Below are 25,501 nucleotides of genomic sequence, written 5' to 3'. Positions count from 1 at the left end.
TTTCACCCCGCACACGCAGCCGCCCACACGCCCTGGCCCTCGCATCACAACACCCACGCATCATACGCACTTAGACCCGGAAGGAACCCCCGTGGCAACTGCCGCCCAATGGATTGAAGGCGCTCGCCTGCGCACCCTGCCGCTCGCCGTCGCCCCCATTATTGCCGGCTCAGCTGCCGCCTACGAGATCAACGAATTCAAGCCGCTCTACGCGTTCTTGGCGTTCCTCGTCGCGTTCTTCCTGCAGGTCGGCGTGAACTACGCCAACGACTACTCCGACGGCATCAAAGGCACCGACGAAGACCGCGTGGGTCCGCTACGCCTCGTTGGTTCCGGCGTGGCAAGCCCCCGCTCCGTCAAGTACGCCGCCTTCGCCTGCTTCGGTCTAGCGATGCTCGCCGGTCTTGCCCTGGTGGCTCTGGCGAACCAGTGGTGGTTCCTGGCGATTGGCGCCTCCAGCGTTTTCGCGGCGTGGGGTTACACCGGCGGCAAGCACCCCTACGGCTACATGGGCCTGGGCGATGTGTTCGTCTTCGTCTACTTTGGTCTGGTCGCGACCCTGGGCACCCTCTACACGCAGGCACACACCCTGACCCTGCTCGGCTGGGTCGGCGCTATCGGCATTGGCCTGATTTCCTGCGCGTTGCTCATGGCGAATAACGTGCGTGATATCCCCACCGACATTGAGGCGGGCAAGCTAACCATGGCGGTCCGCCTGGGCGAACGCTGGTCGCGCATCACCTACATTGTGGAGATGGCGCTGGCGCTGGGCCTGGGCGTGCTCCTGCTCGATGAGAACCCTTGGTTCCTGCTGATTTTCCTGCTGGTCGGCCCGACCATCCACTCCTGCGTGACCGTGTGGACGCGCGGCGGCCGCGAGCTGATTCCCGTGCTCAAGCAGGCGGGTATTGTGGCGCTCGTGTACTCCATGATTCTTGCCCTCGCCGTATGGCTCGGTTCGCTGGATATTATTAGCCACGAGGTTCAGGTGTTCACCGGATACTAAGCCGACGTACGAATCTGCGCCGGGTTACCGCGCCGTTAAGCCGCTAGCGGGCACCCGGTTCATAGTTCCGCAATAACGCGGCGGTATGTCATAGTAGTGCTTATGATTCGAGCCATGCTGATTATTGGCGGCGCCGCCCTCATCGTGGGGCTGACCCTCTACACCCTCTTGGACGCCGTCCGCACCCCCGCACACGAGGCGCGAACCCTGCCCAAGTGGCTGTGGGTTCTCGTCACCCTGCTCTTCCCCGTGGTGGGCCCGCTCATGTGGCTTATCCTGGGCCGCCCCAAGGCACAGCCCGCAGCAGGTGCTCCTCGCCCCGGATTCGGTCAGCGACGCGGCACCCCGGCGCCCTCGGTCTCTTCCCCCGACGACGACGAAGAGTACCTGCGCTGGCTCAAAGCAAAAGCAGAACGCGAACGCCGCAGCCGCGAGGCAGAATCGAACGACAAACAGGATTCTGAGCGTAAGGATCCCGAGGACGGCACGCCGAATCAGGGTAACGGGCAGAACTAGTCAGGACAGCTAGGTTTGCAGCTCGTGCGCCCCTCAAGATTTACAGTAAGAGGCTGTGAGCGCATCCGTAACGGATGGGCTCACAGCCTCTTACTATGCTCAAAAACAGCTTCAGGAACTAGCTACCGGATGTTTCAGCTACCGGGCAGCTGAATCACGCCACCGTACAGCGGCGCCGCAGGCTCCGAATACCCCACAAAATGCGGCATCTCATGCTCAAAATCAGTGGTGCTAAACGCCAGAGTCGTAATCGACGCCAGGTTGCACTCACGGGCACGCGGGTCATGCTGCAGCATGCGGCCCTCAACTCCCAGGCGAGTAGTCCAAATCGGCAGCTGGTGCGACACAATAATCGCCTCCGCGCCCTCGCCGCCGCGCTCGTAGGCGGTACGCGCCGCATCCTGAACAGCCGCCGCCATACGGCGAATCTGGTCCAGGTACGACTCACCCCAGGAGGGGCGCGCCGGGTTGTACAGCTTCATCCAGTGACGCGGGTTCCTCAGCAGCTCCTGCGCGTTCACGTGCAGACCCTCAAAGTAGTTATCCGCCTCAATGACGCGCTCATCCGGCTGCGCGGTCAGGCCCAGCAGTTCCTCAACCGGGGCGGCAGACTCACGGGTACGCTGCAACGGCGAGCAGACCAGATGCACGAAACGGGCACCGCGCTCAGCACGAGCCGCGAACTCCTCGGCGCTCAGACGCACCATCTGCTGGCCCTTATCGGACAGACGGTAGCCGGGCAGACGGCCGTACACGATACGCTCGGGGTTGTGCACCTCGCCGTGACGCATGAGGTGAACTTTAATGGTGGAAGTTTCAGTCATAATCTCAGTCTCTCAGATAGCGCGCCGCACCCCAAACAGGTGACCCGCATATACCCTCTACAAATACAAAACACGGCATAAAACCCAGCCCGCAAAACTGCAGAAACGCAAAAACCCCGCCTCTCCATACGGAAGGCGGGGCAAAAGAAGTCTATTTACTTCTTGTTGCGGCGCTGGTGGCGGGTCTTACGAAGCAGCTTGCGGTGCTTCTTCTTGGACATACGCTTGCGGCGCTTCTTGATAACGGAACCCATAGGATTTCCTCACTTTACTCGTACCCGGCCGAGCCATTCGGCTCGGTAGCTACCCGGGGATATTTATACCGGTATAACCGATCCAAAACGCATTTTAGGCACAGAAATACCCTTGCGTTTTAGAGCGCTACCTACCTAGAGTACTAGGTTTACCCCCATTTTCACCATTCGAGAGCGGCTTTTCAGGAGTTTTCCCCTGAATTTCCGCTTTTCCCGCGGGTATATCGAGGATATCTCGGGGCGAAAACAGGGATTCGGCAGCCCTAACGGCGCTTCTTCTTCGACTTCTTCGAGCCCTTAGCGCGGCCATGAGACAATACCGAACCGGAAGAAGCTACAGCACCCTCAGAAGTGCTCTCCTCAGTCTGGGAGTCGGCCTCTACCGGCTCCTCAGCCGATTCCTGCGCGGAGTCAGAAGCCTCAGCAGGTTCTTCAACCGACTCTTCGACGGAAACCTCTTCAGCGGCGCTTTCCTCAGCTGCCTCTTCTTCAGCCGCCGCATGCAACGCCTTCAAACGCTCAGCACGCTCGGCCTCGGCACGAGCCAGCGCCTCCTCATCAATGACGGGCTGGGGCTCAGGCTGGGGCTCGGGCTTCGTTTCAGCCTTCAGAGTCTGCTCCTTCACTGCCTGATCCTTCTCAGCGCTCTCCTGAGCTTCATCGTGCTCAGGCTCGTACACGTCCACGCCGAAGAAACGCTTCATCTTCGAGAAGATGCCGCGGCGCTCCTGCACCGGCTCCTCATGAGGAAGCTTCTCATAGGTGTCGTGGATGGTCGCAGCCGCCTCAAGGCGGGTAGGCTCAGCAGGCTGAACGGCGGGCGCCTCCTGGCGCGCAGGGGCAGGGGCACGCAGAACATTCTCAGCCGACTCAGTCTCCGCAGGAGCCGCAGCAGTCACAACAGCCGCAGGACGCACGGTACGGGCAGGCGCAGTCAGCACCTTGCTACGATCCACCGGCTTAATAATGGTCGCACGCACCGGAGAAATAATCTGACCGCTACGACGACGCGGAGCCGCCGTAGAAGCACGCAGAACCTTCGCGGGACCCTCAGCCTCTTCCTGCGCGTACGCGGCAGGGAGGCTCGGCAGCTGACCGCTGGGAGTCTGCGAGGCGGGCGCCTGGGAGGCGGGCGCCTGGACACCAGATACCGGAGCCGCAGAAGCGGCCGGGACGGTGCTACGGCGCGGGGTGCCGAAGCTCAGCGGCACATCCGGGCTCACCGAATGAGCGGCAGGCTGTGCGGTGGCTACGGAAGCCGCAGCAGGTGCGGGCTGAGACGCAGCGGGAATCGTACGTTCTGCCTTGTCAGAAGCAGAAATATCCGCACCAGTTGTAGTATCAGCAGAGGTATCAGTCGGCCCGAAGGAAATCTCAGACCCCGCCTCATCACCGTGGGCAACCTCGGGTTCAGACTGCGCAGACACCGCAGCAGAAACCGGAGCAGGAACCTGAGTCGGCTCATCCGGCGCCGCAACAGGAGCATCCGCGGCAGGAAGTGCCCCCACATCGGCGAAGGACGGGTCATCCTGCATCAAATCATCAAAGTCATCAGCGGCAAACTCATCCACATCAACCGGCGCAAATTCAGAAGCAATCGGCTCACCCGGCAGACCGTTCGCAGAGGTCGCCTCCTGCTCCAAATCAATACCGGCATCGGAATACATGCCGCGCAGCTGACCAATCACCATGGCACGCGCAGTCGCAGCGTCGCCGGCCTTCAGCGCCTCCGCAATAGCGCGGCTCTCAGCACGCAGACGCTCAACAGCGCTACTCCACAGCGGCATACGACCCACCAGAGACAGCATCGACTCAAAGCTCGGCTGACGCACCGACGCGAGCAGACCCACCAGCAACTCATTACCACCGCAACGCATCACCTGGTGGTGGAACGTCAGCAGAAGCTCCAGGAAATCACGAATCGACAGGTCGAAGTCTTCCATCTGCGCCAGGACCTCGTCCATCTCCGCGAAAGATGCCGTCTTCGGGTCAATACGCGCAATCGCCCAGCTCTCCAGCAGAATACGGGTCTGCACCAGGTCACGAGTCGGGTAACGCGAGCTGGACATGTGCAGGCGCAGAGCGGCACTCGCAGCAGCGGCAGGCTCATCGCTCAGGTGCACCAGAATCTCCTTGCCGCGACCGTTGTACAGTTGCACCAGGTCCATATCTTCCAGGGTGCGCAGAGCCTCGCGGGTACGGGAACGACTCACACCAATAGCGCGCGCAATTTCGCTATCGTTGGGCAGGTCCTGACCCAGCTGAATGTTGCCCTCGAACAATTCGTTCTCGAGCCAGCGCAGAATTTTACGATGAATAGCCACGTGAATGCGTCTTTCGGTCAATAAGGTGAGTGAGAGTGTGTGTGCTTTATACAGAGTTATGCCGGAGGTCGAACGGCGTCAGGGCGCGCTTTAGCGGCGGCGACCACGCAGGAAGCCGAAGAGACCACCGCGGTGGTTATCCTTCGCCTCGGCGCTGGTCGTCTCAGCGCTGGGGCGGTACACCGAATCGTAGGCGGGCATGGTCTGATACTCGGGCTCCTCAGAGGAAGCCTCAGACGCGCCTTCAGCCTTGTCAGACTCTTCTACAGCGGCCTTCTCGGTGGCAGATTCTTCAACTGCAGGCTTCTCAGCAACTACGGTTTCTTCAACCGGGGGCTTCTCCTCAGCCTTTTCTGCAAGCTGTTCGTTGACAGTCTTCTCAGCCACCGCGGGCTCCTCGGCAGCAGGAGCTTCGGGGGTCACTGCGATAGGCTGAATCGAACCACCCACAACCGCAGCGGGGTCGACACCATAAGACACCGCCGCCGCAGGCTGAGGGAATACCACCGGCTTCTGCGCTACAACAGGCTTAGCCTCAGCAGGTGCCGCAGGGGTAGTGGGCTGAGCGGGGGTTGCCGACGCCGCGGGGGTCACCCCAGCATCGTAACCGTAGGATGCGGGAGTGAAGGGGCGCATCGGGGTCCTATCCACTGCCTCTTCCTGCGAGGTGGGCTCAGCAGCGGTCTTCTCAACAGTCGATTCGGAGGCGGCACTTTCAGCAGCCTGCTCCGCCGGGCGCGAGTAAATACGTGCGCTCGGGGTCAGGTACTGGGCGCGGGCGCGCTGAATGCGTGCCTGCTCGATTTCCTCGGGGGTGGGCGCCTCAACGACGAAAGTCTCAGAGCCGGTCTCATCAGCCTTCTCCGCGGTTGCGGCGGGCGCAAGCTTCTGAGCGGGTTCTTCAACTTCGGGCTTCGGAGCGCTCTTTTCAGAGGTCTTCTCGGCCGGCTTCTCGGCTGCGTGCTCAGCCGTCGCCTTATCCGAGGCAGATGCAGTCACGCCACCGGGCAGTGCCACGGGCACGTGTGCTTCGCTGGACTGACGTGCAATCTGAACGGTCTCGTTAATCCACTCGGTCACGGTGGCGAATACATCCGGGTTCAGGGAGTAGAGGCGACGTTGCCCCTCCACGGTCACGGAGACCACGTCTGCATCGCGAAGTACTTTCAGGTGCTTCGAAATGGTCGGCTGGCTCATGCCCAGCTTTTCAACCACTGCACCCACAGTGTGGGTTTGCTCAGCGAGAATACGCACAATTCGGCGGCGAGTCGGATCCGCGATGACAGAAAAAACATCAGAATGCATATAGCGATTATGACATATAAAGTGGCGCCTCAAGCTTAGAATGAGGCTGATACAGAAATTACCTTCAAAAATTCTGAAAGACCCCTGAATACTAACCTAACGTGGAGCCTTGAAAGGGGGAAAAGCATGAAGTGCCTATCACATCTAATGTTGATTTCCTGTATCTCATCCTAGGCATATGCGACCCAGCAAACCCCTCAATACTTATATAACCAATACAGAATATATAGTTTTCGTGGCTCCACCCCACAAAACCAGCCGTACGCCTTCTCCGAACTCACATATTTACCCCCGAACCACCAGAGCCTCAACCCCCTCAGCGGGCACCCGGCGCGATACACTAGAAGGCGTTAAACACAGGCTCAAACCGCCGCCCAACATACCAACACCCAAACACCCGCTGAAGAACACCCAGACACCGCTGAAGGAGGCGCATGGGACGCATACTCCGCCGCACCCGGCGCCGACACCACCACCCCCAGGGCCAGCTCAACCGCCGCTGGGACACCCTCAGCGGTGCCACCTCCGAACCGCAAAAGCAGCAGGTTCGCCGAAGCCGCCGCGACCGCCTCGAAGCTGAAAAGCTCAGCATCCTCACCAGCGTGCCCGGCATCGATCTTGACCGTCTGCCTACCCTACGTGACCACGAAGACCCCAAGACTCAGCGCAAACGAACCCCACTAGAGTTCAACCAGAAGACTCTCGAACGCTTCCGCGACTTCATTGATTCCTCAGTTCTGGCGTCTCCCTCACGCACCGCAATCGGTGCCTTCTTTCTAGTCATCATCTTCTTCACCATCATGCTGTCCCTGCCGATTTCTTCGGCAGACGGGCAGCGCGTCGCGCTACACCACGCGGTCTTCACCTCAACCAGCGCGGTCACCGTGACCGGTCTGACCACCGTCTCCACAGCAGATCAGTGGTCAACCTTCGGTCAGGCAATGATTCTTCTCGCCTGCCAGGTGGGTGGCCTGGGCACGCTGACCATCACCTCCCTGCTGGCGCTGGCTATCGGCCGCAAAATGGGTCTGCGCACCAAACTCATCGCCCAGGAAGACCTGAATATTAGCCGACTCGGCGAGGTCGGCGGCATCGTCAAAGCGGTGGCGTACGCGTCTTTCTCCATCGAAGCATTCATTGCAATGCTCCTCACCCCGCGCTTCCTCGCGCTCGGCGAAGCACCACACGAGGCTCTGTGGCACGGCATTTTCTACTCGGTTTCGGCATTCAACAACGCCGGATTCACCCCGCACTCGGACGGCATCGTACCCTACGGCCACGATCTCTTCCTGCTCGTACCCATCTGCATCGCGGTGTTCCTCGGCTCGCTCGGCTTCCCCGTGTTCATTGCGATTCAGCGCAACCCTTTCCGCCCATCGCACTGGCAGCTCACCGCAAAACTGACCATAGTCACCACCCTCTTCTTCTTCGGTTTCGGTGCCTTCTTCTGGGGTGCTTTCGAGTGGAATAACCCCGCAACCATCGGTTCCTACTCTCCCGGCGATAAAATCCTCAACGCCATCTTTGCCTCCGTCATGATGCGTTCGGGCGGGTTCAACCTGGTTGACATGGACGCCATCACCCCCGTCTCCACGCTGCTGACGGATACGCTCATGTTCATTGGTGGCGGCTCCGGCTCGACCGCAGGCGGCGTGAAGGTCACCACCATCGCCGTGATTGCCCTATCGATTCTTGCCGAGGCGCGAGGTGACCAGAAGGTCGTAGCGTTCAATCGCACCATCCCCGAATCCTCTCTGCGCATTGCCATCTCTGTGATCGTTATGGGTGCTACCGTGGTAGGTGTTGGCACCGCATCGATTCTCATCATTAGCGGCGCAGATCTCAAAGAAGTCATCTTCGAGGTCATCTCTGCCTTCGCGACCTGCGGCCTCTCAAACGGCCTCTCCGCGAGCCTACCTCCGGCAGGCGTGTACGTGCTCAGTGTGCTCATGCTCATTGGTCGTGTGGGTACAACAACCGCCGCAACCGGCCTGGCGATGCGTTCACACCGCCGCCTCTACAAGTTCCCCGAAGAAAGGCCCACCATTGGCTAGTGCACATAACGCCCCCGTCCTCGTCATCGGCCTGGGACGCTTCGGTTCGGCTGTGGCTGCCCAGTTGCGCCTGCAGAATAAAGAGGTTCTCGCCATCGAGAAGGACCCCGAGCTGGTGCAGAAATGGTCCGGCGTGCTGACCCACGTGGTCTCCGCCGATGCGACCGATATCGACACCCTGCATCAGTTGGGTGCGGACGATTTCGGTTCCGCCGTGGTGGGCGTGGGCACCTCCGTGGAGGCGTCCGTGCTGATTACCGCGAACCTCGTAGACATTGGAGTGGAGCGTATCTGGGCGAAGGCCATCACCCCCGCGCACGGCAAGATTCTGGAGCGTATTGGCGCGCACCACGTGGTCTACCCGGAGGCGGACGCCGGCCGCCGCGCCGCGCACCTCGTCTCGGGTCGATTGCTGGACTACATTGAATTTGATGACGACTTCGCGATTGCGAAGATGCGCCCGCCGAAGGAAACCCACGGATTCACCCTCGCCGAGTCGGATATCCGCTCCAAGTACGGCGTGTCCGTGGTCGGTATTAAGTCCCCCGGTGAGGACTTCACCTACGCGGACGCGACCACCCGCATTCATTCGCGCGACATTCTGATTGTGTCCGGTCAGGTGGATTTGATCGAGCGTTTTGCGGCGCGACCCTAAGCGCGTTTTTCCTCGCTGCGGCGGTTATCTTCCCCAGCTCTGCTGGTTTTGAGGAGCCCGCGTTTGAGCAACCCGCGATGAGACATAGAAAAACAGCCTCTTCCCGTTCTGCCGGGAGGAGGCTGTTTTTCTGTAGTTTTACCCAGTCAGAGGAATGGTACCGGACGGTGTTAGTCCCCGCTAGTAATTCCCGCTGATTAGTCCTCGTCAGCGGTGTACAGCTGGCTCATTTCCGCCGAACGTGCCGCACAGGCGCGCATCGCGTCCTCGGTCAGCTGGAAGAGGCCACCGTCCACGAAGGTGTTCAGTGCACGCTCGGTGGTGCCGTTCGGGCTGGTCACGGCGCGGCGCAGGGCGGGCGCATCCGGGTTGGTGTCGAGCAGGAAGCCCGCACCGGCAACGGTTGCGCTGGCAAGCTTGAGGGCGGTGTCTGCGTCCAGGCCGAGCTTCTCACCGGCGGTTGCCATCGCCTCCGCAAGCAGGAACGCGTATGCCGGGCCGGAACCGGAGACGGCGGTGACCGCATCCATCTGGTCTTCGCGGATCTCAACAACCAAGCCGACGGTGCCCAGGACCTCTTCGACGAGCTTCTTCTGCTCGTCCTTCACGGTGTCGGTGGTGGAGATGGCGAGCACGCCCTTGCCCACGGAGGAGGGGGTGTTCGGCATGCAGCGAACAATGGGCTGACCTGCGGGAAGGCACTCGGCGAGGGTTTCGAGGGTCACGCCAGCAGCAACGGACACCACAACAGCGTTCGGTGCGAGTGCGGGTGCGATATCGCGGGCAAGCTCAACGATGCCGTAGGGCTTCACGCCGAGCAGAACGACGTCTGCGTGGGCGGTTGCCTTGTGGTTGCCGTCAGCTTCGCCGCCGGTGGTGATGATTTCTACCTTGTCGCCGAGGCGCTGGGCGAGGGCGGCGCGAGATTCTTCGCTACGCACGGTAGCGCGGATGTGGGCGGGGTCGTGGCCTGCAGCGAGCAGACCTGCGGCGATGGAGCCGTTCATGGAGCCGGTGCCGAGAAAAGCGATAGTTGCGGTCATCGTTGATCCTTCCTAATGGGGTGCCTGCGCCGGGTGCCGGCAGGCGTGCCGCCGGTGTATTCCGGGGGCTACTGTTCGGTGCGCGGCGGGCGCGTGGAGGCGTACCCTTCCAGCATAGCGGGTGCGGCTACGGGCATGTGACCTGGCTCTGTTTCTTCCGCGTTTTCTGGGGCGGCAGCTTCACCTCAGGCTCCGCGACCCAATGCGCAGGGTTCCGCTTCTCACGTTCTGGCATGCCGGGGAGAGCGTAATTCTGCGGGCGTAGAATGAAAACAGCTTCACCCGCGGCAGTTTGTGCCGGGCATGAAGCCTCCAACACCACACAGCACGCAACACACAAACCCCTTTTTCTATGTCTTCTCATACTGGTTCTTCCTCGAATTCTTTCCCGAATAGCCCGCAGAATTCTGCGGGTTTCCGTTCTTTTTCATTTCGCCTCCTGCTGGGGCTGACCCTTGCCGCGCTGGTCACGGGCGTGTTCAGCGGCTTGGGTGCGATTGCTCTGCATTATGTTCTGGACTTTATGCAGGAGCTAACTTTCGGCCATTCTGAGGGCCACCACCCGATGGTCACTGACGGTGCCGATCCGGCGCGTCGTGCCCTGGTTTTGGCGGCGCTGGGCCCGTTTGTGGCGCTGGTGTGGTACTACCTGCAGTCCGGTGGGCGGCGTGTGGTTGGCGTGAAGTCGCAGATTGCCGGTGCTACCGAGGAGGACCGTACCCCGTCGCTGTGGCGGCAGATTTCGCATTCGCTGATTCAGATTGTTGCGGTGGGTGCGGGCTCTCCTGTGGGTAAGGAGGTCGCTCCTCGTGAGCTGGGTGCTTTGGCGGCTGGCCGTACCTCGAATCTGCTGGAGCGTCTTGGTTTTGTGGGTGTTGATGGTGCCGCGATGTTGGGTGTTCGTGAGCGTAGTCTGCTGGTGGCGGCGGGTGCGGCGTCTGGTTTGGCGGCGGTGTATCAGGTGCCGATTGGTGGCGTGGTGTACCTTGTGGAGGCGATGGCTGTTGGTTTGAGCCTGCGGTCGCTATATGTGGGTGCGGTGACGGTGTGGACGGCGACGGTCACGGCGAATCTGGTGATCGTCAATGAGCCGACGTACCCGGTGCCGCAGCTTCCGTTGGATGCGACGACGCTGACAGTGGCGGCGCTGACGGGTGTGGTGTTGACTCCGTTGGCGTTGGGTTTTAGGGCGTTGTCGCAGCGTGCGGAGAAGTTGAAGGCGAAGGATCGTTCTCTTCTGTGGCGTATTCCTGTAGCGTTTGCGCTGGTCGCGGTGGTTTCGCTGTGGCTTCCGGAGATTCTGGGTAATGGTCGTCTGCTGACTCAGCACACGTTTAATGTGTCGCTGGATGCGGCGGCGGGCGGTTTGACCGCATCGGCGGCAGTGTATGTGTTGGCGTTGGCTGTTGCGAAGGCTGCCGTGGTGGTGTTGAGTCTGCGTTTCGGTTCTTATGGCGGTACGTTGACGCCGGGTTTGGCGTTGGGTGCGGCGGTTGCGTTTTGTGTGGCGGCGCTGGTGCTGTGGGCGTTCCCGGGTTTGGGCGGGGTGCCGGGTGGCGCGTCGATGGTGTTGTATGCGGCGGCGTTGACGGGTACGGCGGCGTTTTTGGGTGTGTCGATGAATGCGCCGTTGTCTGCGTTGACGTTGTTGATTGGTTTTACGGGTCAGGGTGCGAGTGCGTGGCTGCCGATGGCGGTTGCGGTGGGTACGGCGGTGCTGACCCGCTGGGCGTGGACGCGGGCGTTCGGCGCTAAGAAGTAGCTTTCAGAAATAGGGGCGGCCCCGGATGCGTGTATGCGTCCGGGGCCGCCCTGTTTTGCTGTGCCGAAGATTTGCCTTACTTTTGTTTTGACGGCTTTGAAAGGAATAGCAGATAGATTCCGAAGAGGAGCTTAATCGCCGCATCGATATATGCAATTACCTCTAACGGGATGCTGGTAAAAATATATCCTGCAAACACGTTAATGGCACAGGCTAGACCCAGATAGATCATTGACTTTCCATGCACAAAATAATAAGGGAAGAAATGCAGTGCGGTTGCCATCAGTGCCCCCAGCCAAATCAATCTCCAATTTTCAGTCGCAAAGAATGGGCCGCCCAGCAAAATCATCAAGACAAATAATAGAATAACGGCACGTGAAGATACTTTCTTTTGAAATTCACTTGAAGGACCATCGGATAGTTTATTCAACACCTTTTTGTTCATGTTGATCGAGAAAAAGCTAATAACATAGCCAATGCTGAATACTTGCATATTTATTATTTGCTTTCCTCCGGCCATGGTGGCTATTGCTATAACCGCCGCCACCACAATTAACCACAGACCGCATGCCCTCTTATAGTTAAATTCTAGCTTTTCATCTTTGTTATAGTTTAGAAAAGTCATCGATACCTCCAATAGCATCTCGTAGAGTCACTTCTCTTATTACTTCACTAAATTTTAATATGAAAAAATTCTGCAATATATCAATATAACCCAGCCCTTCTGACTATTAATTACATCTCCTATGATTATATCAAAATAGCAATAGAGAATTCGTCAAAAAAGCAAAAGAGACAGCCCCGGATGCGTGCATGCATCCGGGGCCGCCTGCTTTTTAGACCGAGGTTTTCGATAGGTTAGTGTCTTTGCCGTGGGTCTTTAACCCGCATTAAAGTCACTAACCTATCGACAAAAAGGCTAAGTCATAGCCTATAACCGACTCTCACCTACCTGGCGCAGCCGGAGATTCGGTCATGAGTTCCGGATTTGTGCCATAGGTTAGTGTCTTTAGTGGTAGTTAAAAACCATGGCACAAATTCTGCACAAGTTACAGCCCCATAGCGAGAAGCTACATGTGTTTCCAGAAGCCACTTATGATGTGGCTGCTCGAAACACATGTGGTTTCTCAGTGCTTACCCTTGAGGAGGCGTAGGATCGGATTCTTCTAGGGCATCAGACTTCAGTGATTGAGCGTCTTTATTTCCATGAAGCTCAGAGGAGGAATCTTTATTCTTCTGCCCCAAATCAACGTTCAGACTTTCCTCTTTATAAGAACCCCAAGCTTTAAGAATATTAGGTTTAAAAATCGTTCTTACATAAATTCCGGGGAAAAAGTAGCACCAGACCTTATGCCACACCCTTCCTGCCCAGCACTTCCCTTCCCACGGGCAGTGGATATTTTCAGCCCAGGTATCATAAAACGATGCATACCGAAGCCCCTCCCTTCGATACCATTTTTCCCAATACTTATCAACCTTATGAAAGATAGGTTCACAATTATTGACATCATTAGATTTACGCCTATCCAATAAAACCTCAACCCTCGTTTTCCTAAGGAAATAGTTAGCTTCAAAGATTCCACTATATTGATTTGGGGCAAGATGACGAAACATAGGAAAAAGAAGGATGGGCATAACTAACAAAAAGATAACAGCAAATTTCCTATCTCCTGAACTACCACCCGAAATTATCACCGTCAAGATTGGGAATAAAGAAAGCATCGATAGGGGAATAAGCCACAGGATACCAGAAGCTTTTGGCTTTATATAAGAATCTACAGAAAGTTCAATTCCTCGATAAATATCCGGGTTATGAATTTCATATATTTTTGATTCCGGGATTTCCATTACAAGCTTTTGAGCCTGAATATTAGAACATTCAGAAATCACCTTCCGCTCCCACACAGCACGCTCAAGAGCAACTTTCCGAGAAGCTTCAATTTCCTGATACTCTTTCGAATCGGCTAGTGTACCCGTGTCCTTGACACCTTCTAGTTTTTTAAATACCTCTGATACTTCAAGCCAAGTCTTATAACGAGTCAGTTCAGGGGGAGTAGCTTGTTTTGACAGCTCCATCTGCTTATCAATCTTTCGACCACTCCACCATGCAACGATAAGTGACCCAAGAAGACCAATTACAGAAGGTATCCATGTTCCCCACGGCAACGCGCTAGAACTCTGTGTAGCTTCAGCTCCTTCGGTTATCATCTGCGCTAATAGCATTTGCTTCATCATCGATGATTACTCCTTTCCTAGTATTGTCAGTTAATTACTATGACAAAAATTTTAAACTTCCCATAGCTCCCATATTAAATTTACTGAGCTTCTCCCCGTAGAAACATTTTCTAAACTATATAAATTCTCACCCTCCAAAAACCTTAGAAAACTTGATGTCGCAGGTGGTTTCTCGACCTTTACCCTTGCGAAAACTGGAGACTACTTACGACGGAGAGCTTTTGGACTCCTATAATTAACTACTCTAGAATACTTATAACGGATAGGAGAATACTTTAAAGGACTAGATAATATTTCTACTTTCCTACCCTCATTTTTATAGCTCAAATAGAATTTATTAATCCTAAGCATTAAGCAGTAGACATAAGCAATTAGAATATAATCCCTATCATTCAAACCTTCAGGCGAAACCAACTCTCCATCAAAACGCAAAATAAAACACCTACTAGAGTGCACCCTAAGTTCAGTTCTAAAAATCTTAAATATTGCAATCTTCAGAGCAAAAGAAAGAATATATACAAAAACTACTGGAACCATAAGGAGTCCCAAAACAACGAAGAAATCTACCGCGCTAATTTTCCCATCAAGGTCACTCATATAAGTTACCAGATAATATAACTCAGGCAAAAGAAATATAATAAATACGAGAACCCTCATATAGAATCCAAGAATCTCAGTGTAGGAGAATTTAACAGCCTCAAAGAGTTTACCCACCCCACTGACAAGCCGAAGATTCTCTTTATACACATCCCTATACAAATAATGATGGTTCGACACCCGAAAGAGCACCTCAAAAAGCGAAACAAAAACCAGAAGTACAATCCCACAAACACATAGTTCAGATATTCCAAAGTTCCAATATAGAACAGTTATCGACACCACTAAAATCAAGAGCCAAGAAAACGCCACGAATAAAATATTTTTATTTAATAAATACAGCCAGGAAGGAATGCCAAATTTAAACCCTGGGTAGCCACTATCTAGAGTAAACCTATCTCCATACGCATAATCTTCAGCTTCATTTTTACAACCCTTAGCATGCAGTACACGATCGCGCCATTGATCATCAAAGATTTTTCGAGCGATTTTGTAGATATTAGGTGTAGTATTTTCGTATATCTGACGCATACAATTAATTCTGCGCGTATAAACTATATTTTGAATTAAGACATCTTTCTCGTTATGGGTCAACAATAAAGCCGCGGACAGTGTAAACCACGCAAACAAAAGTAGCGTCCATAAAGGAATATCCCTATAGCGCGAAAGATCAATATCGCCGGATACAATCGCGGATCCCCAACCAGGGTTTAATTTCAGATTATCTAAAAAACTAAAAGAATATGCGGTGCCTTGAATATATCCAGCGAGCAATCCATACCAAAAATTCACTATAAATATAACAAATATAATACGCCCAAACATTCGAGCAAATTTTTGATATGCCACTCGGCGCGCATCACCGGAAATCCCATCATGAACATCTGCAGATTTTCCAATACCCAAATAAAGACTCAACAAAAGGGCTGCAAATGATGGAATAATCCCGACCCTTAAATCAAGCAAATAATAGGGTAAATTAAAGAAAACATTAGACACGCTAATCCAAAACTCATTAACTTTTCCAAACAACAAAAACAAAAAAGCAAATATCAAAGTCGATAAATACATTAAAGTTGTTCCAATAAATATAAAAAATGGATTCCGGACAACATTATCCCAAAATATTTTTCTACTTTTTTCTTCGTGCTCTTCGCCCCATGTGTTGTTGACTTCGTCAATAACTTCTTGAATTTTCATCGGTGAATGTTCCTTTCCTACATCTTTATCGGCGGGTTATGTATAAGAAAAGCTGTGACCCCGCAGGCTGTGCCCATTACGCACCAGCCTGCGGGGTTCGTTGCGGCTATTCGGCCACGTCACGCATCGACTAAGCACCCAGGAGGGTCTTCGGGTTGACCGGAGTACCCGTACCCTCCGCCAGATGCTCAATACGCTTCAAGATCAGGCCCTCACGCAGCGCCCACGGGCACACGCGCATCGTCTCAATCCCAAACGCCTCCATCGCCGCCTCCGCAGCGATAGCGCCCGCCAGCATCTGCTCCGCACGCGCCTTCGAAACACCCGGCAAATCGCTACGCTCAGACACCGTCATCGCCTCCATGCGACGAGTCCACAGGCGCAAATCCTGCAAATGCATCTCACGCTTCACATGCGGGCCCGCCGAATACGGCGCCGCACCACAAATACGCGCCAACGAACGGAACGTCTTCGACGTACCCACCGTCATATCCGGCGCGCCATAACGCAGCAAATTCTCCGCCACCGGGGCGATCTGCTCACGCACATACTTACGCAGACGCTTCACCTGCTTCGGCTTCGGCGGCTGCTCATCAAAAAACTCACGCGTCAGACGGCCCGCACCCAACGGCACGCTCATAGCCGCATCCGGCAACGCATTCGTACCCGTCGAAAACTCAAACGAGCCGCCACCAATATCAAAATCAAGGATGCGGCCCGCACCCCAGCCCTGCCAGCGGCGCACCGCAAAGTACGTAATCGCCGCCTCCTGATCACCCGAAATACCGTTCAGGCTCACGCCGGTCTGCTCACGCACCTGATGCAGCACCGCCGCACCATTACCCGCCTCACGGATAGCGCTCGTGGAGAACGCCAGCAGGTCCTCCGCCTCATTCTCGATCGCGAAGTCGCGGGCGCTAGTCACGAAGCGGGTCAGCGCGTCCGCGCCCTCCTGCGAAATATTGCCCTCAGCGTCGAGGTACTGCACGAGCTGCAGCGGAATCTTGTGCGACGCGTACGGTTCGGGGCGCGCTCCAGGGCTGCCGTCAATCAGTAGCAGGTGGACCGTATTCGACCCGACATCCAGAACTCCCAGGCGCACGATGCGCTCCCCTCCCCCGCCCCGCGGCGGGATATTGTCTGTGTGCAGTACCGCAGGTGCGGCGCCTCTTCCAGTCTGTCAGAGGCGCGGCTCGCTCCGCAAACAATCCGGGCGGATGCCCAACATCAGCACGGCACGGGTATAAAAACCTTCCTCGGGCATGCGAAAGGCGCAGGAGGCGCCCCTCCCCCACGCGGGGGTTTCGGGACGCATCCTGCGCCTTCAGGTAGAAGAGCTACTCGGCGGTCTTCTTCGCCGCGGTCTTACGAGTGGTCGTCTTCTTCGCGGTAGTAGACTTTGCGGTCGTCTTCTTAGCAGTCGTCTTCTTAGCCGTGGTGGTCTTCTTCGCGGCGGTCTTACGCTTGACCGGGCCCTTCGCGCGCTTGTCCGCAAGCAGCTGCACCGCACGCTCGTGGGTCAGCGACTCGACCGACTCCGCACGCGGAACCGTAATGTTCGTAATGCCGTCGGTGATGTACGGGCCAAAGCGGCCGTCCTTCACCACGATCTTCTTCTCACTGACCGGGTCCACGCCCAGCTCAGCCAGCGGAGGCTTAGCCGCCGCACGACCGCGCTGCTTCGGCTGGGAGTAAATCTCCAGCGCCTGCTCCAGCGTAATCGTGAAGATTTCGTCCTCGCTGCCAATCGAGCGGGAGTCCGTGCCCTTCTTCAGGTACGGGCCAAAGCGGCCATTCTGCACGGTGATTTCCACCCCCTCAGCGTCGGTACCGAGCACGCGCGGCAGGCTCATCAGCTGCAGCGCCTGCTCCAGGGTCACGGTCGCCAAGTCCATGGACTTGAACAGGGACGCGGTGCGCGGCTTGGCGGGCTTCGGCTTCTTCTTCGGCTTGGGCTTGCCGTTCTTGTAGTATTCGGTCGGCTGCGCGTCCAGGTACGCCTGGATCTGCTCCTCGGTCATCTCTTCGATAACTTCGGTGACGTAGGGGCCGTAGCGGCCGTCGCGTGCCACAATCTGGTTGCCGGAGACCGGATCAACGCCGAGCACGCGGCCGTCGGACTTGCCCTGTTCGAGCAGTTCGCGTGCCTTCGCTTCGGTCAGTTCGTCCGGTGCCAGGTCTGCGGGTACGTTCGCTCGGATCGGTTCGGTCAGTTCGCCGGTCTCGGTGTCGAGGGTGCCTTCGGCTTCCAGGTAGGGGCCGAACTTGCCCACGCGCAGCACAATGCCGTCCGCGATCGGGATGGAGTTGATGCTGCGGGCGTCAATCTCGCCGAGGTTGTCGACGATGGGCTTCAGGCCGCGCTTGGAGCCGCCGCCGAAGTAGAACTCGCCCAGCCATTCGACGCGGGATTCTTCGCCGCGTGCGATGCGGTCGAGGTCTTCTTCCATCTGTGCGGTGAACTCGTAGTTCACGTAGGGGCCGAAGCTGGATTCGAGCAGGCGCACCACGGAGAACGCGATCCAGGACGGGATCAGCGAACCAGAACGAACGTTCACGTATCCGCGGTCCATGATGGTCGAAATAACCGCCGCGTAGGTGGACGGGCGGCCAATGCCCAGCTCGTCCAGGGTCTTCACGAGGGACGCTTCGGTGTAGCGCGGAGGCGGCAGGGTCTCGTGGCCGGCGGGTTCAATCGCCTCGGCGGTCAGTGCCTCGCCGGTGGTCAGGTTCGGCAGGCGCTTCTCAGCGTCCTTCGCCTCACGCTCAGCCACGCGGGATGCATCAACGCCCTCCTCGTAGGCGGCGAGGAAGCCACGGAAGGTGATGACGGTACCGGATGCTGCGAACTCGGCGTCCTGGCCATTAGATGCCACGGCGCCCAGGCGCACGGAGGCAGTGGAACCGGTCGCGTCAGCCATCTGGGAGGCGACGGTACGCTTCCAGATCAGCTCGTAGAGGCGGAACTCGTCGTTGGACAGGGAGCCGCGCACGGCGTCCGGGGTGCGGAAAGTGTCACCGGCGGGGCGGATTGCTTCGTGGGCTTCCTGCGCGTTCTTGCTCTTGGAGGTGTACACGCGCGGTGCGGAGGGCACGAATTCTGCGCCGTACAGCTCGGATGCCTGGCGGCGTGCAGCGGAGATTGCCTGCTCGCTCAGTGCCACCGAGTCGGTACGCATGTAGGTGATGTAACCGTTTTCGTAGAGGCGCTGCGCCACCTGCATGGTCACGCGGGAGGAGAAACGCAGCTTACGTGCGGCTTCCTGCTGCAGGGTGGAGGTAGTGAACGGCGCTGCCGGGCGGCGCTTGTACGGCTTGGTCTCAACGGAGCGTACCGAGAACGCGGCGGACTGCAGGGCTGCGGCGAGCGCGCGGGCGGCTTCCTCGGTCAGGTGGGTGACCTTGGAGGTGTTGAGGGTGCCGTTGTCGGCGAAGTCCTTGCCGGTGGCGATGCGGTTGCCGTCTACGGCGACCAGCTTGGCGTCAAAGCCTTCGGAGGCTGCGGTCAGGAAGCGTCCGGTCAGGTCCCAGTAGTTGGCGGCGACGAATGCCATGCGTTCGCGTTCGCGCTCAACCACGAGGCGGGTTGCGACGGACTGCACACGACCTGCGGAGAGGCCGCGGCCTACCTTGCGCCAGAGTACGGGGGAAATTTCGTAACCGTAGATGCGGTCGAGGATGCGGCGGGTTTCCTGCGCGTCGACCAGGTGCAGGTCGATGTCGCGCAGTTCGCCGAAGGCGCGCTGAATGGCTTCCCGGGTGATTTCGGGGAAGGTCATGCGGTAGACGGGTACCTTGGGCTTGAGGACTTCCTTCAGGTGCCATGCGATGGCTTCACCTTCGCGGTCACCATCGGTTGCCAGGTAGAGCGCGTCTACTTCTTTGAGCTTGCGCTTGAGTTCGGCGACCTTTTTCTTTTTGTCGGGGTTGACCACGTAGTAGGGTTCGAAGTTCTCTTCAACGTTGACAGCGAACTTGCCGACGGGGCTCTTTTTGAGGTTTTCGGGCAGTTCGGAGGGCTGCGGAAGGTCGCGGATATGGCCCATGGACGAGTCGACGAGGTAGTCCTCGCCGAGGTAGCTGCTAATGGTTTTGACCTTGGAGGGAGACTCCACAATCAGCAGGGCTTTTCCGGTCTTTGCCTGAGCGGGCACGGCACTCCTCTATCTGTGTGTTGAAAAGCTACGTATTCAACCATAACCTACGCTGGCGCTTGTGGGCGCCGGCGGGGTGTGGTGTACGCGGGGTGAGGTGATCGGTAGGGGTGTAGTTTATGTTGGGTTGATGTGGTGCGCTCGGTGCGTTTCATGCGGCGAGCGCGCGGCGGCCCGGCGCGAGGCGAGCTGGCACGGTTCTAGTTGATGTGAACCGGGCGTGTTGAGCTTGCACGAGTGCGCAGGGTACTCGGTACATCATACGGTACCGGAGTGGTGGTGTGTGCGCAGGGCGGGTGTACGGAACTCATGCAGGGTATAGCACTGGGGCGCACCGCACCCGCGCACCTGCGTTTTCTAGCTGGTGAGGGTGTCCGAGTCGGGGTGGGTGCCGTCCAGGTATGCGGGCAATAGCGGGTATTCGCGGCCGTACACGGTCTGCGGCGCGATGCGCACCCACTGCATTTCGTGGGTTTCGGAGTCGGGCAGGTCGAAGGTGCGCACGATCTGCGGGGTCATTTCCGGCGGCAGCCAGTGGGCGATACCGACCACGATGACGGAGCGGATGCCGTCTTCGAGGGTTTCGTCGATTTCGAAGGCGACGCGGCGGCTAACCACCACGGAGGAGAACTTGTTACCGCGGGTGGTGCGGATGTAGATTTCCTGCTTGTCGTCTTGGCTGGCGACGGCGTAGAGCACGGGCAGCACATCGACGTGCTGTCCGTCAGTGAGGATGAGGCGGCCGAGAGTGTTCGCGTGCAGACGCTCCCAGCACTTGTCGACGCTGATACTTTCATCGGGGTACAGGTTACTCATGGTTTCAGTGTATGCGATGGGGTGGGTGCTCTTGCGCAGATGACGGTTTTGGTCAGTGGGTGGGTCGGGGCTGTGTCATTGCGCTGCCGCCTATACGCTGTGGGCGCGCCCGGGCAGATGCGGCGGGTGCGTAGAATGGTGTGCATGACTATTTCTGCCGCCTCTTTCGCTCCCGAGTACGCCGCCGTTGCGGATGCTCCCCGCAGCGATGATTACGCCCGCCTGACCCGCATCCGTGAACGCCTGCTGGCGTTGAACTACAGCTATGACGCTGTGCAGGAGCTGCTCGGTGTTGAGGCGGCTGAGGCGATGGCTCGCGACCAAGTAGTTCCGGGCCTGTGGCGTGTGGAGCACATTCTGCGCGGCGATTACAGCGCGAGTGAGAAGAACCTGGCGCATCTGCTGGCGTTTTTCCTGCTGGCTCGCCCGCTCACCGAGGCTGAGGCAGCCGAGGTTTTCGGCGATACCCTGGTTGACTTCGAGAATGCCGCGCTGATTGAGCGCGACGCTGCGGATTCTACCCGCTGGTCCGCGAGCGTTGACCTGCGCCCGCACGCCGCCGATGACGGCACCGAAATCTTTGTTGCCGCCGACCTGGGTGCGCATCAGCGCCCCGGCGTGCTGCGCAAGGATCACGTGCTCGGCATTGGTCACGCCTCCCTGACTCTGGCGCAGATTACCGAGCGCACCCCCGTCAAGCGTGCCCTGGATGTGGGCACCGGCTGCGGTATTCAGACCTTCCACCTGCTCGCTCACGCCGAGCACGTGACCGCCACTGATATTTCGGAGCGTGCCCTGGCGTTCACCCGTTTTAACCTGCTGCTGAACGCGCAGGCACTCAATATTGACCCGCAGAACCCGCAGGCGCGCGTGAGCCTGCGTGAAGGTTCCCTGCTGGAGCCGGTCGCCGGTGAGCTTTTCGACCTGGTGGTTTCGAACCCGCCGTTCGTGATTACCCCGCGCGTTGCCGGTGAGAGCGCCGAGGAACAGTTCACCTACCGCGACGGCGGCCTGCCCGGTGACGAAATTGTGAGCACGATGGTGCGTCAGCTGCCGTCGGTGCTGGTGCCCGGTGGCCGCGCGCAGATGCTGGGCAACTGGGAAATTATTCGCGATTCTGAGAATCCGGATGCACCGCGCCCGTGGGATGAGCGCCCGCGCACCTGGGTTGCCGACGGCGGCGCGGAGGCGTGGTTTATTCAGCGTGAGGCGCTGACCCCCGCCTCCTACGCGGAGACCTGGTTGAAGGATGCGAGCGAGAACCGCGACCGCAGCCACTACGAGCAGACCTACGTGGCGTACCTGAACGACTTCGCTTCCCGGAACGTTCATTCTATTGGTTTCGGCATGATATGGCTGCGCCGCCCGACCGAGGCGACCGCGGCAGGTGTGACCGAGCCCCTGCAGCGTTTCGAGGAAATCACCTACCCGATTCAGCAACCCATCGCCCGCGCCCTCACCGAGTCCGTGCGCCGCTACGACCGCCTCGCCGCCATGGACGATGAGGCGCTCCTTACCTCGCACCTGGAGGTCGCCGAGGACGTCACCGAGGAACGCCACGGCCGCCCCGGCGCCGAGCATCCCAGCGTCATTTTGTTGCGTGCCGGTTCGGGTCTGTGCCGCACCCAGTTGCTCTCCACCGAGACGGCTGGTTTTGCCTCGGCAAGCGATGGTGAGCTTGCCGTGGGGCAGATTGTGGCGGCTCTTGCCATGCTGCTGTCCTGGCCCGAATACGACGAGGCTGCCGCCGCGGCACGCGGTACGCAGGAGCAGCATCCGCGCGACACCCTGCTGCACGCGGTGCGCGAGCTGGTGCTCAAGAGCTTCCTGCACTTTAGCGACGAGCACGCGGGCGCAGCATCGGCTGACGAGAGCACTGCAGAAGCGCAGGGCTAGGCGTGCGTATTTGGTCTCTTCACCCCTGTCTGCTCGATCGGCGCGCCCTGGTCGCCTGCTGGCGTGAAACTCTGCTGGCGCAGAAGGTTCTGCGGGGCCTGACTCGCGGGTACACGAACCATCCGCAGCTGATTCGTTTTCGCGCGCACCCGCAGCCGCTGGAGGCGGTTGCCGCTTACCTGTCCGGGCTGGCGGATGAGGCGGATGCCCGCGGCTACTCGTTCAACCGCGCACTGATTGGCGCGGGCGAAGACGATGCGGGCAAAGATAGCACAAACGAAAATAGCGCAGGCAAAAACGGTACCGATAAAAACTGCGCTGACAAGGCAGAAAACCCGTACGCTTCGGTCGCGCGTATTCCCGTTTCTTTGGGTCAGTTGGAGTACGAGCTTGCTTTCCTACAGCACAAGGTGGCTGGGCGCGACCCCGAGTGGGAGCACCAGTTGAGCGAGCGCCTGGCGGCGCGCGGCGAGCTGGCGGCGTGTGCGCATCCGCTGTTTGAGGTGGTTCCGGGGGCTATTGAGCCTTGGGAAAAGACGAAAGACTTTTAGACAGAAGGATTTCTAAGAACGTGAGCATAGTAATGCCCCGGCGGAACCCTTGCGGGTGCCTGCCGGGGCATCGCTGTATGTATGGCTCAAGCTCATCTCAGCGCATTACAGAGCGCTGGAAACAGCTTGGCACGGGGTCTTTACCTCAGGGGCTTTACTTGGTGGTCAGCGCGGGCTTAATTTCCTTCACGATTGCCTCAAGCATCTTCAGGTTGAAGTCCACACCCAACTGCAGTCGACCCGCCGCAATGAGATCGGCCATGTCGGCAAGTTCAGCCATGTAGAGCGGGTTTTCGTAGCGCATGTCTGGGTTGCAGCACTGGCTCTTCATCGTCGGGTGACGGGTCAGTCGTCCTCGTCTTCGAGGTCCTCTAGCACTTCGAACGGCGACTCGACGTCGCCGCGCCAGGCCTCCAGGCCTTCGCGCACCGCGAGCACCGCCACGACCAGCGCCGCGACCGAGTCAGCCCACCACCAGCCGAACAGGCTGTCGAGGACGAGGCCGATGAACACCGCACCGGAGAGATAGATGCACAGGATGAGCTGCTTGGCGTCGGCCATCACGCTCTTGGAGCCCAGCTCCCGCCCGGTGCGGACCTCAATCCACGCCAGCAGAGGCATGACGACCAGGCTCAGCGCGGTGATACCGAGACCCAGCGGGCTGCGGTCGGGGCCCTCCTGGCCGACCAGGGCCAGCACCGCGTCGATTGAGACGTAGGCCGCCAGCGCGAAGAACGCGATGCCGATGGCCTTGACGGTGACCGTTTCCCACCGCTCAGGGTCCTTGCGGGTGAACTGCCAGGTGACGGCCGCGGCCGAGAGTACCTCAACAACCGAGTCGAGCCCGAAGCCAATGAGAGCCGCGGACGAGGCGAGGACGCCTGCCCAGACTGCGACGATTGCCTCGATTACGTTGTACGTGATCGTGAAGCCAACGATGAAGCGGACGCGCCGGTGCAGCATCGCGCGGCGCGCGGTGGTCAGGGTCTCGCTCATGCTCCCGCCGCCGTTCCACAGCAGCCCGACACCGAGCATTCCGAGTCGATGCACGGCGCGGCCTCGTCCACCGCGAGCGTGACGTCAATCAGGGACGTCAGTGCCGCGGCGAGGTGCGGGTCGGCGATCTCGTAGCGCGTCTGGCGGCCCTCGGGCTCGGCGACGACGATTCCGCAATCGCGCAGGCAGGTCAGGTGGTTGGACACGTTCGAGCGGGTCAGTTCCAGCTCGCGCGAGAGCACGGCTGGATAGCTCGGGCCGCTGAGGAGGGTCATCAGAATCCGGGAACGTGTCGGGTCGGCCATGGCGCGGCCGAGCCGGTTCATAACGTCGAGGTGTGAAGCAATAGTCAGCATACGATGACTATACAGTGATAACTGACCAATTGTCCACTTGCGCGGACTGCCGCACGTGCTCCGCGCCCTTGCCCTCGGGAGGCGGCAGAGTTCGCGCTCATCAGCGACCACCGCCCATCACGGAAGCGACGGCGGCACGCTGGCGCGAAACTCTGCTAGCGCAGAAGGTTCTGCGGAATCTTCACCTCAGGGGCTTTACTTAGTGGTCAGCGCGGGCTTGATCTCCTTCACGATTGCGTCGAGCATCTTCAGATTGAAGTCCACACCCAGCTGGTTCGGGATCGTCAGCAGCACGGTGTCTGCCGCCTGAACCGCCTCATCACGAGCGAGCTCTTCGGCGATATCCGCCGGATCACCAATGTAGCTGCGACCAAAACGGGAGAAGCTGTTGTCAATAATGCCGGTGTAATCCTGCGAGTCCTCCGAAGCGCGGCGACCGAAGTAGCGCGCCGAGGTTTCGTCGATAACGGGCAACACCGAGCGGGACACCGAAACACGCGGAACACCCGAATTACCCGCCTTCACCCACTCGGAGCGGAAGAGGCGAATCTGCTGCGCCTGCTGCTGATCGAAGGGAATACCCTTATCTTCCAGCATCAGGGTTGAGGACATGAGGTTCAGACCCTTCTGCGCGGTCCACACGGCGGTGCTATCGGTGCCCGCGCCCCACCAGATGCGGTCGCGCAGACCCGGCGACTGCGGCTGAATCGGGGCGTACTTGCCCGCCACGCGAGCGCTGGGCGCCATGCCCTCACCCTCAATTGCCTTGAGGAAAATATCGAGGTGGCGGCGCGCCATATCGCTCTCGTTTTCGCCTTCTGCCGGGTAGTAGCCGAAGCTCTCAAAGCCGCGGATAACGGATTCGGGCGAGCCGCGGGAGACACCGAGCTGCAGTCGGCCCGCCGCAATGAGGTCTGCCATGGCGGCAAGTTCAGCCATGTAGAGCGGGTTTTCGTA

The 25,501-nt window shown here is 58.5% G+C and carries 21 protein-coding genes and 1 pseudogene; 7 read left to right on the top strand and 15 right to left on the bottom strand.

Features of this window, described 5'->3' with window-relative positions:
- Window positions 1-91 precede the first annotated feature (91 nt).
- On the top strand, window positions 92-1,006 hold the full coding sequence (locus tag HMPREF2919_RS02055) for a 1,4-dihydroxy-2-naphthoate polyprenyltransferase (protein ID WP_070542233.1): 915 nt from the start codon (window positions 92-94) through the stop codon (window positions 1,004-1,006).
- 102 nt (window positions 1,007-1,108) lie between these two features.
- On the top strand, window positions 1,109-1,522 hold the full coding sequence (locus HMPREF2919_RS02050) for a PLD nuclease N-terminal domain-containing protein (protein ID WP_049351880.1): 414 nt from the start codon (window positions 1,109-1,111) through the stop codon (window positions 1,520-1,522).
- Window positions 1,523-1,656: 134 nt separating this feature from the next.
- Here HMPREF2919_RS02050 and HMPREF2919_RS02045 read toward each other — a convergent pair whose 3' ends face one another.
- The 4 genes from HMPREF2919_RS02045 to HMPREF2919_RS02035 form a co-directional block, all read right to left on the bottom strand.
- Entirely contained in the window at window positions 1,657-2,346 is a 690-nt protein-coding gene (locus tag HMPREF2919_RS02045) for a histidine phosphatase family protein (RefSeq protein ID WP_049351882.1), read from the bottom strand.
- Window positions 2,347-2,501: 155 nt separating this feature from the next.
- The gene (locus tag HMPREF2919_RS09000; protein WP_005504750.1) at window positions 2,502-2,600 is read right to left on the bottom strand and encodes a 30S ribosomal protein bS22; all 99 of its coding nucleotides are present in this window, start codon (window positions 2,598-2,600) and stop codon (window positions 2,502-2,504) included.
- 263 nt (window positions 2,601-2,863) lie between these two features.
- Window positions 2,864-4,924, bottom strand: coding sequence for a FadR/GntR family transcriptional regulator (locus HMPREF2919_RS02040; RefSeq protein WP_049351884.1), 2,061 nt, complete (start codon window positions 4,922-4,924; stop codon window positions 2,864-2,866).
- 90 nt (window positions 4,925-5,014) lie between these two features.
- On the bottom strand, window positions 5,015-6,229 hold the full coding sequence (locus HMPREF2919_RS02035; protein ID WP_070593775.1) for a metalloregulator ArsR/SmtB family transcription factor: 1,215 nt from the start codon (window positions 6,227-6,229) through the stop codon (window positions 5,015-5,017).
- Window positions 6,230-6,663: 434 nt separating this feature from the next.
- Here HMPREF2919_RS02035 and HMPREF2919_RS02030 point away from each other — a divergent pair, with 434 nt between their 5' ends.
- Both HMPREF2919_RS02030 and HMPREF2919_RS02025 read left to right on the top strand, forming a co-directional pair.
- Window positions 6,664-8,283 carry a TrkH family potassium uptake protein gene (locus HMPREF2919_RS02030; RefSeq protein WP_049351891.1) on the top strand — a complete coding sequence of 540 codons (1,620 nt, stop codon included), beginning with the start codon at window positions 6,664-6,666 and terminating at the stop codon, window positions 8,281-8,283.
- Window positions 8,276-8,938, top strand: coding sequence for a potassium channel family protein (locus HMPREF2919_RS02025; protein WP_005504725.1), 663 nt, complete (start codon window positions 8,276-8,278; stop codon window positions 8,936-8,938). The genes HMPREF2919_RS02030 and HMPREF2919_RS02025 overlap by 8 nt, the downstream gene beginning before the upstream one ends.
- A 197-nt stretch (window positions 8,939-9,135) precedes the next feature.
- On the opposite strand, the gene proC is transcribed toward HMPREF2919_RS02025, so the two are convergent.
- Window positions 9,136-9,981, bottom strand: coding sequence for a pyrroline-5-carboxylate reductase (gene proC, locus HMPREF2919_RS02020; protein WP_070666006.1), 846 nt, complete (start codon window positions 9,979-9,981; stop codon window positions 9,136-9,138).
- Window positions 9,982-10,333: 352 nt separating this feature from the next.
- Between proC and HMPREF2919_RS02015 the strand changes: the two genes are divergently transcribed.
- Window positions 10,334-11,743, top strand: coding sequence for a chloride channel protein (locus HMPREF2919_RS02015; RefSeq protein ID WP_070666003.1), 1,410 nt, complete (start codon window positions 10,334-10,336; stop codon window positions 11,741-11,743).
- A 76-nt stretch (window positions 11,744-11,819) separates the two neighbouring features.
- Here the strand turns inward: HMPREF2919_RS02015 and HMPREF2919_RS09265 are convergent, their stop codons facing one another.
- From HMPREF2919_RS09265 to HMPREF2919_RS01985, 6 genes are all read right to left on the bottom strand, one after another.
- Window positions 11,820-12,368: a DUF6609 family protein gene (locus tag HMPREF2919_RS09265; RefSeq protein WP_070593828.1), complete on the bottom strand. Its 549-nt coding sequence runs from the start codon at window positions 12,366-12,368 to the stop codon at window positions 11,820-11,822.
- A gap of 509 nt (window positions 12,369-12,877) precedes the next feature.
- Window positions 12,878-13,978: a hypothetical protein gene (locus HMPREF2919_RS02005; protein ID WP_049347125.1), complete on the bottom strand. Its 1,101-nt coding sequence runs from the start codon at window positions 13,976-13,978 to the stop codon at window positions 12,878-12,880.
- Between the two features lie 201 nt (window positions 13,979-14,179).
- Window positions 14,180-15,775: a hypothetical protein gene (locus tag HMPREF2919_RS02000; RefSeq protein WP_049355340.1), complete on the bottom strand. Its 1,596-nt coding sequence runs from the start codon at window positions 15,773-15,775 to the stop codon at window positions 14,180-14,182.
- 130 nt (window positions 15,776-15,905) lie between these two features.
- Window positions 15,906-16,877, bottom strand: a complete 972-nt coding sequence (locus HMPREF2919_RS01995; protein ID WP_070593783.1) for a Ppx/GppA family phosphatase — start codon at window positions 16,875-16,877, stop codon at window positions 15,906-15,908.
- A 235-nt stretch (window positions 16,878-17,112) separates the two neighbouring features.
- Window positions 17,113-19,929, bottom strand: a complete 2,817-nt coding sequence (topA, locus tag HMPREF2919_RS01990; protein ID WP_070593785.1) for a type I DNA topoisomerase — start codon at window positions 19,927-19,929, stop codon at window positions 17,113-17,115.
- 357 nt (window positions 19,930-20,286) lie between these two features.
- Window positions 20,287-20,745 (bottom strand): pyridoxamine 5'-phosphate oxidase family protein, encoded by a 459-nt coding sequence (locus HMPREF2919_RS01985; protein ID WP_044145909.1) that lies wholly within the window; start codon window positions 20,743-20,745, stop codon window positions 20,287-20,289.
- Window positions 20,746-20,889: 144 nt separating this feature from the next.
- On the opposite strand from HMPREF2919_RS01985, the gene HMPREF2919_RS01980 reads away from it, so the two are divergent.
- Window positions 20,890-22,641 (top strand): DUF7059 domain-containing protein, encoded by a 1,752-nt coding sequence (locus tag HMPREF2919_RS01980; RefSeq protein ID WP_246824037.1) that lies wholly within the window; start codon window positions 20,890-20,892, stop codon window positions 22,639-22,641.
- Window positions 22,642-22,643: 2 nt separating this feature from the next.
- Complete coding sequence (locus HMPREF2919_RS01975; protein WP_012902938.1) at window positions 22,644-23,192, top strand: pyrimidine dimer DNA glycosylase/endonuclease V; 549 nt, start codon at window positions 22,644-22,646, stop codon at window positions 23,190-23,192.
- Between the two features lie 220 nt (window positions 23,193-23,412).
- On the opposite strand, the pseudogene HMPREF2919_RS09260 reads toward HMPREF2919_RS01975, so the two are convergent.
- The 4 genes and pseudogenes from HMPREF2919_RS09260 to HMPREF2919_RS01955 all read right to left on the bottom strand — a co-directional run.
- Window positions 23,413-23,499: pseudogene (locus HMPREF2919_RS09260) on the bottom strand (luciferase); the annotation flags it as partial.
- Window positions 23,500-23,537: 38 nt separating this feature from the next.
- Entirely contained in the window at window positions 23,538-24,188 is a 651-nt protein-coding gene (locus HMPREF2919_RS01965; RefSeq protein ID WP_005508275.1) for a cation diffusion facilitator family transporter, read from the bottom strand.
- The gene (locus tag HMPREF2919_RS01960; RefSeq protein WP_005504697.1) at window positions 24,185-24,544 is read right to left on the bottom strand and encodes a Cd(II)/Pb(II)-sensing metalloregulatory transcriptional regulator CmtR; all 360 of its coding nucleotides are present in this window, start codon (window positions 24,542-24,544) and stop codon (window positions 24,185-24,187) included. Before HMPREF2919_RS01960 ends, HMPREF2919_RS01965 begins: the two co-directional genes overlap by 4 nt.
- Before the next feature lie 195 nt (window positions 24,545-24,739).
- A partial coding sequence (locus HMPREF2919_RS01955; protein ID WP_070665994.1) for an LLM class flavin-dependent oxidoreductase occupies window positions 24,740-25,501 on the bottom strand: 762 nt, incomplete at its 5' end.

The sequence above is a fragment of the Rothia sp. HMSC068E02 genome (genome assembly GCF_001813565.1).
In the GTDB taxonomy this organism is placed as follows: Bacteria; Actinomycetota; Actinomycetes; order Actinomycetales; family Micrococcaceae; genus Rothia.
The sequence above is the reverse complement of the archived record's forward strand: the minus strand, read 5'-3'. Positions and strand labels throughout refer to the sequence as shown.

Bases quoted from the DNA above. Each gene is read 5' to 3' on its own strand.
- HMPREF2919_RS02045 (WP_049351882.1), bottom strand. From the start codon at position 2,346: ATGACTGAAACTTCCACCATTAAAGTTCACCTCATGCGTCACGGCGAG.
- HMPREF2919_RS01980 (WP_246824037.1), top strand. From the start codon at position 20,890: ATGACTATTTCTGCCGCCTCTTTCGCTCCCGAGTACGCCGCCGTTGCG.
- proC (WP_070666006.1), bottom strand. From the start codon at position 9,981: ATGACCGCAACTATCGCTTTTCTCGGCACCGGCTCCATGAACGGCTCC.
- HMPREF2919_RS02030 (WP_049351891.1), top strand. From the start codon at position 6,664: ATGGGACGCATACTCCGCCGCACCCGGCGCCGACACCACCACCCCCAG.
- HMPREF2919_RS02050 (WP_049351880.1), top strand. From the start codon at position 1,109: ATGATTCGAGCCATGCTGATTATTGGCGGCGCCGCCCTCATCGTGGGG.
- HMPREF2919_RS09265 (WP_070593828.1), bottom strand. From the start codon at position 12,368: ATGACTTTTCTAAACTATAACAAAGATGAAAAGCTAGAATTTAACTAT.
- HMPREF2919_RS01985 (WP_044145909.1), bottom strand. From the start codon at position 20,745: ATGAGTAACCTGTACCCCGATGAAAGTATCAGCGTCGACAAGTGCTGG.
- HMPREF2919_RS01965 (WP_005508275.1), bottom strand. From the start codon at position 24,188: ATGAGCGAGACCCTGACCACCGCGCGCCGCGCGATGCTGCACCGGCGC.
- HMPREF2919_RS02005 (WP_049347125.1), bottom strand. From the start codon at position 13,978: ATGATGAAGCAAATGCTATTAGCGCAGATGATAACCGAAGGAGCTGAA.
- HMPREF2919_RS02015 (WP_070666003.1), top strand. From the start codon at position 10,334: ATGTCTTCTCATACTGGTTCTTCCTCGAATTCTTTCCCGAATAGCCCG.
- HMPREF2919_RS01960 (WP_005504697.1), bottom strand. From the start codon at position 24,544: ATGCTGACTATTGCTTCACACCTCGACGTTATGAACCGGCTCGGCCGC.
- HMPREF2919_RS02000 (WP_049355340.1), bottom strand. From the start codon at position 15,775: ATGAAAATTCAAGAAGTTATTGACGAAGTCAACAACACATGGGGCGAA.
- HMPREF2919_RS09000 (WP_005504750.1), bottom strand. From the start codon at position 2,600: ATGGGTTCCGTTATCAAGAAGCGCCGCAAGCGTATGTCCAAGAAGAAG.
- HMPREF2919_RS02035 (WP_070593775.1), bottom strand. From the start codon at position 6,229: ATGCATTCTGATGTTTTTTCTGTCATCGCGGATCCGACTCGCCGCCGA.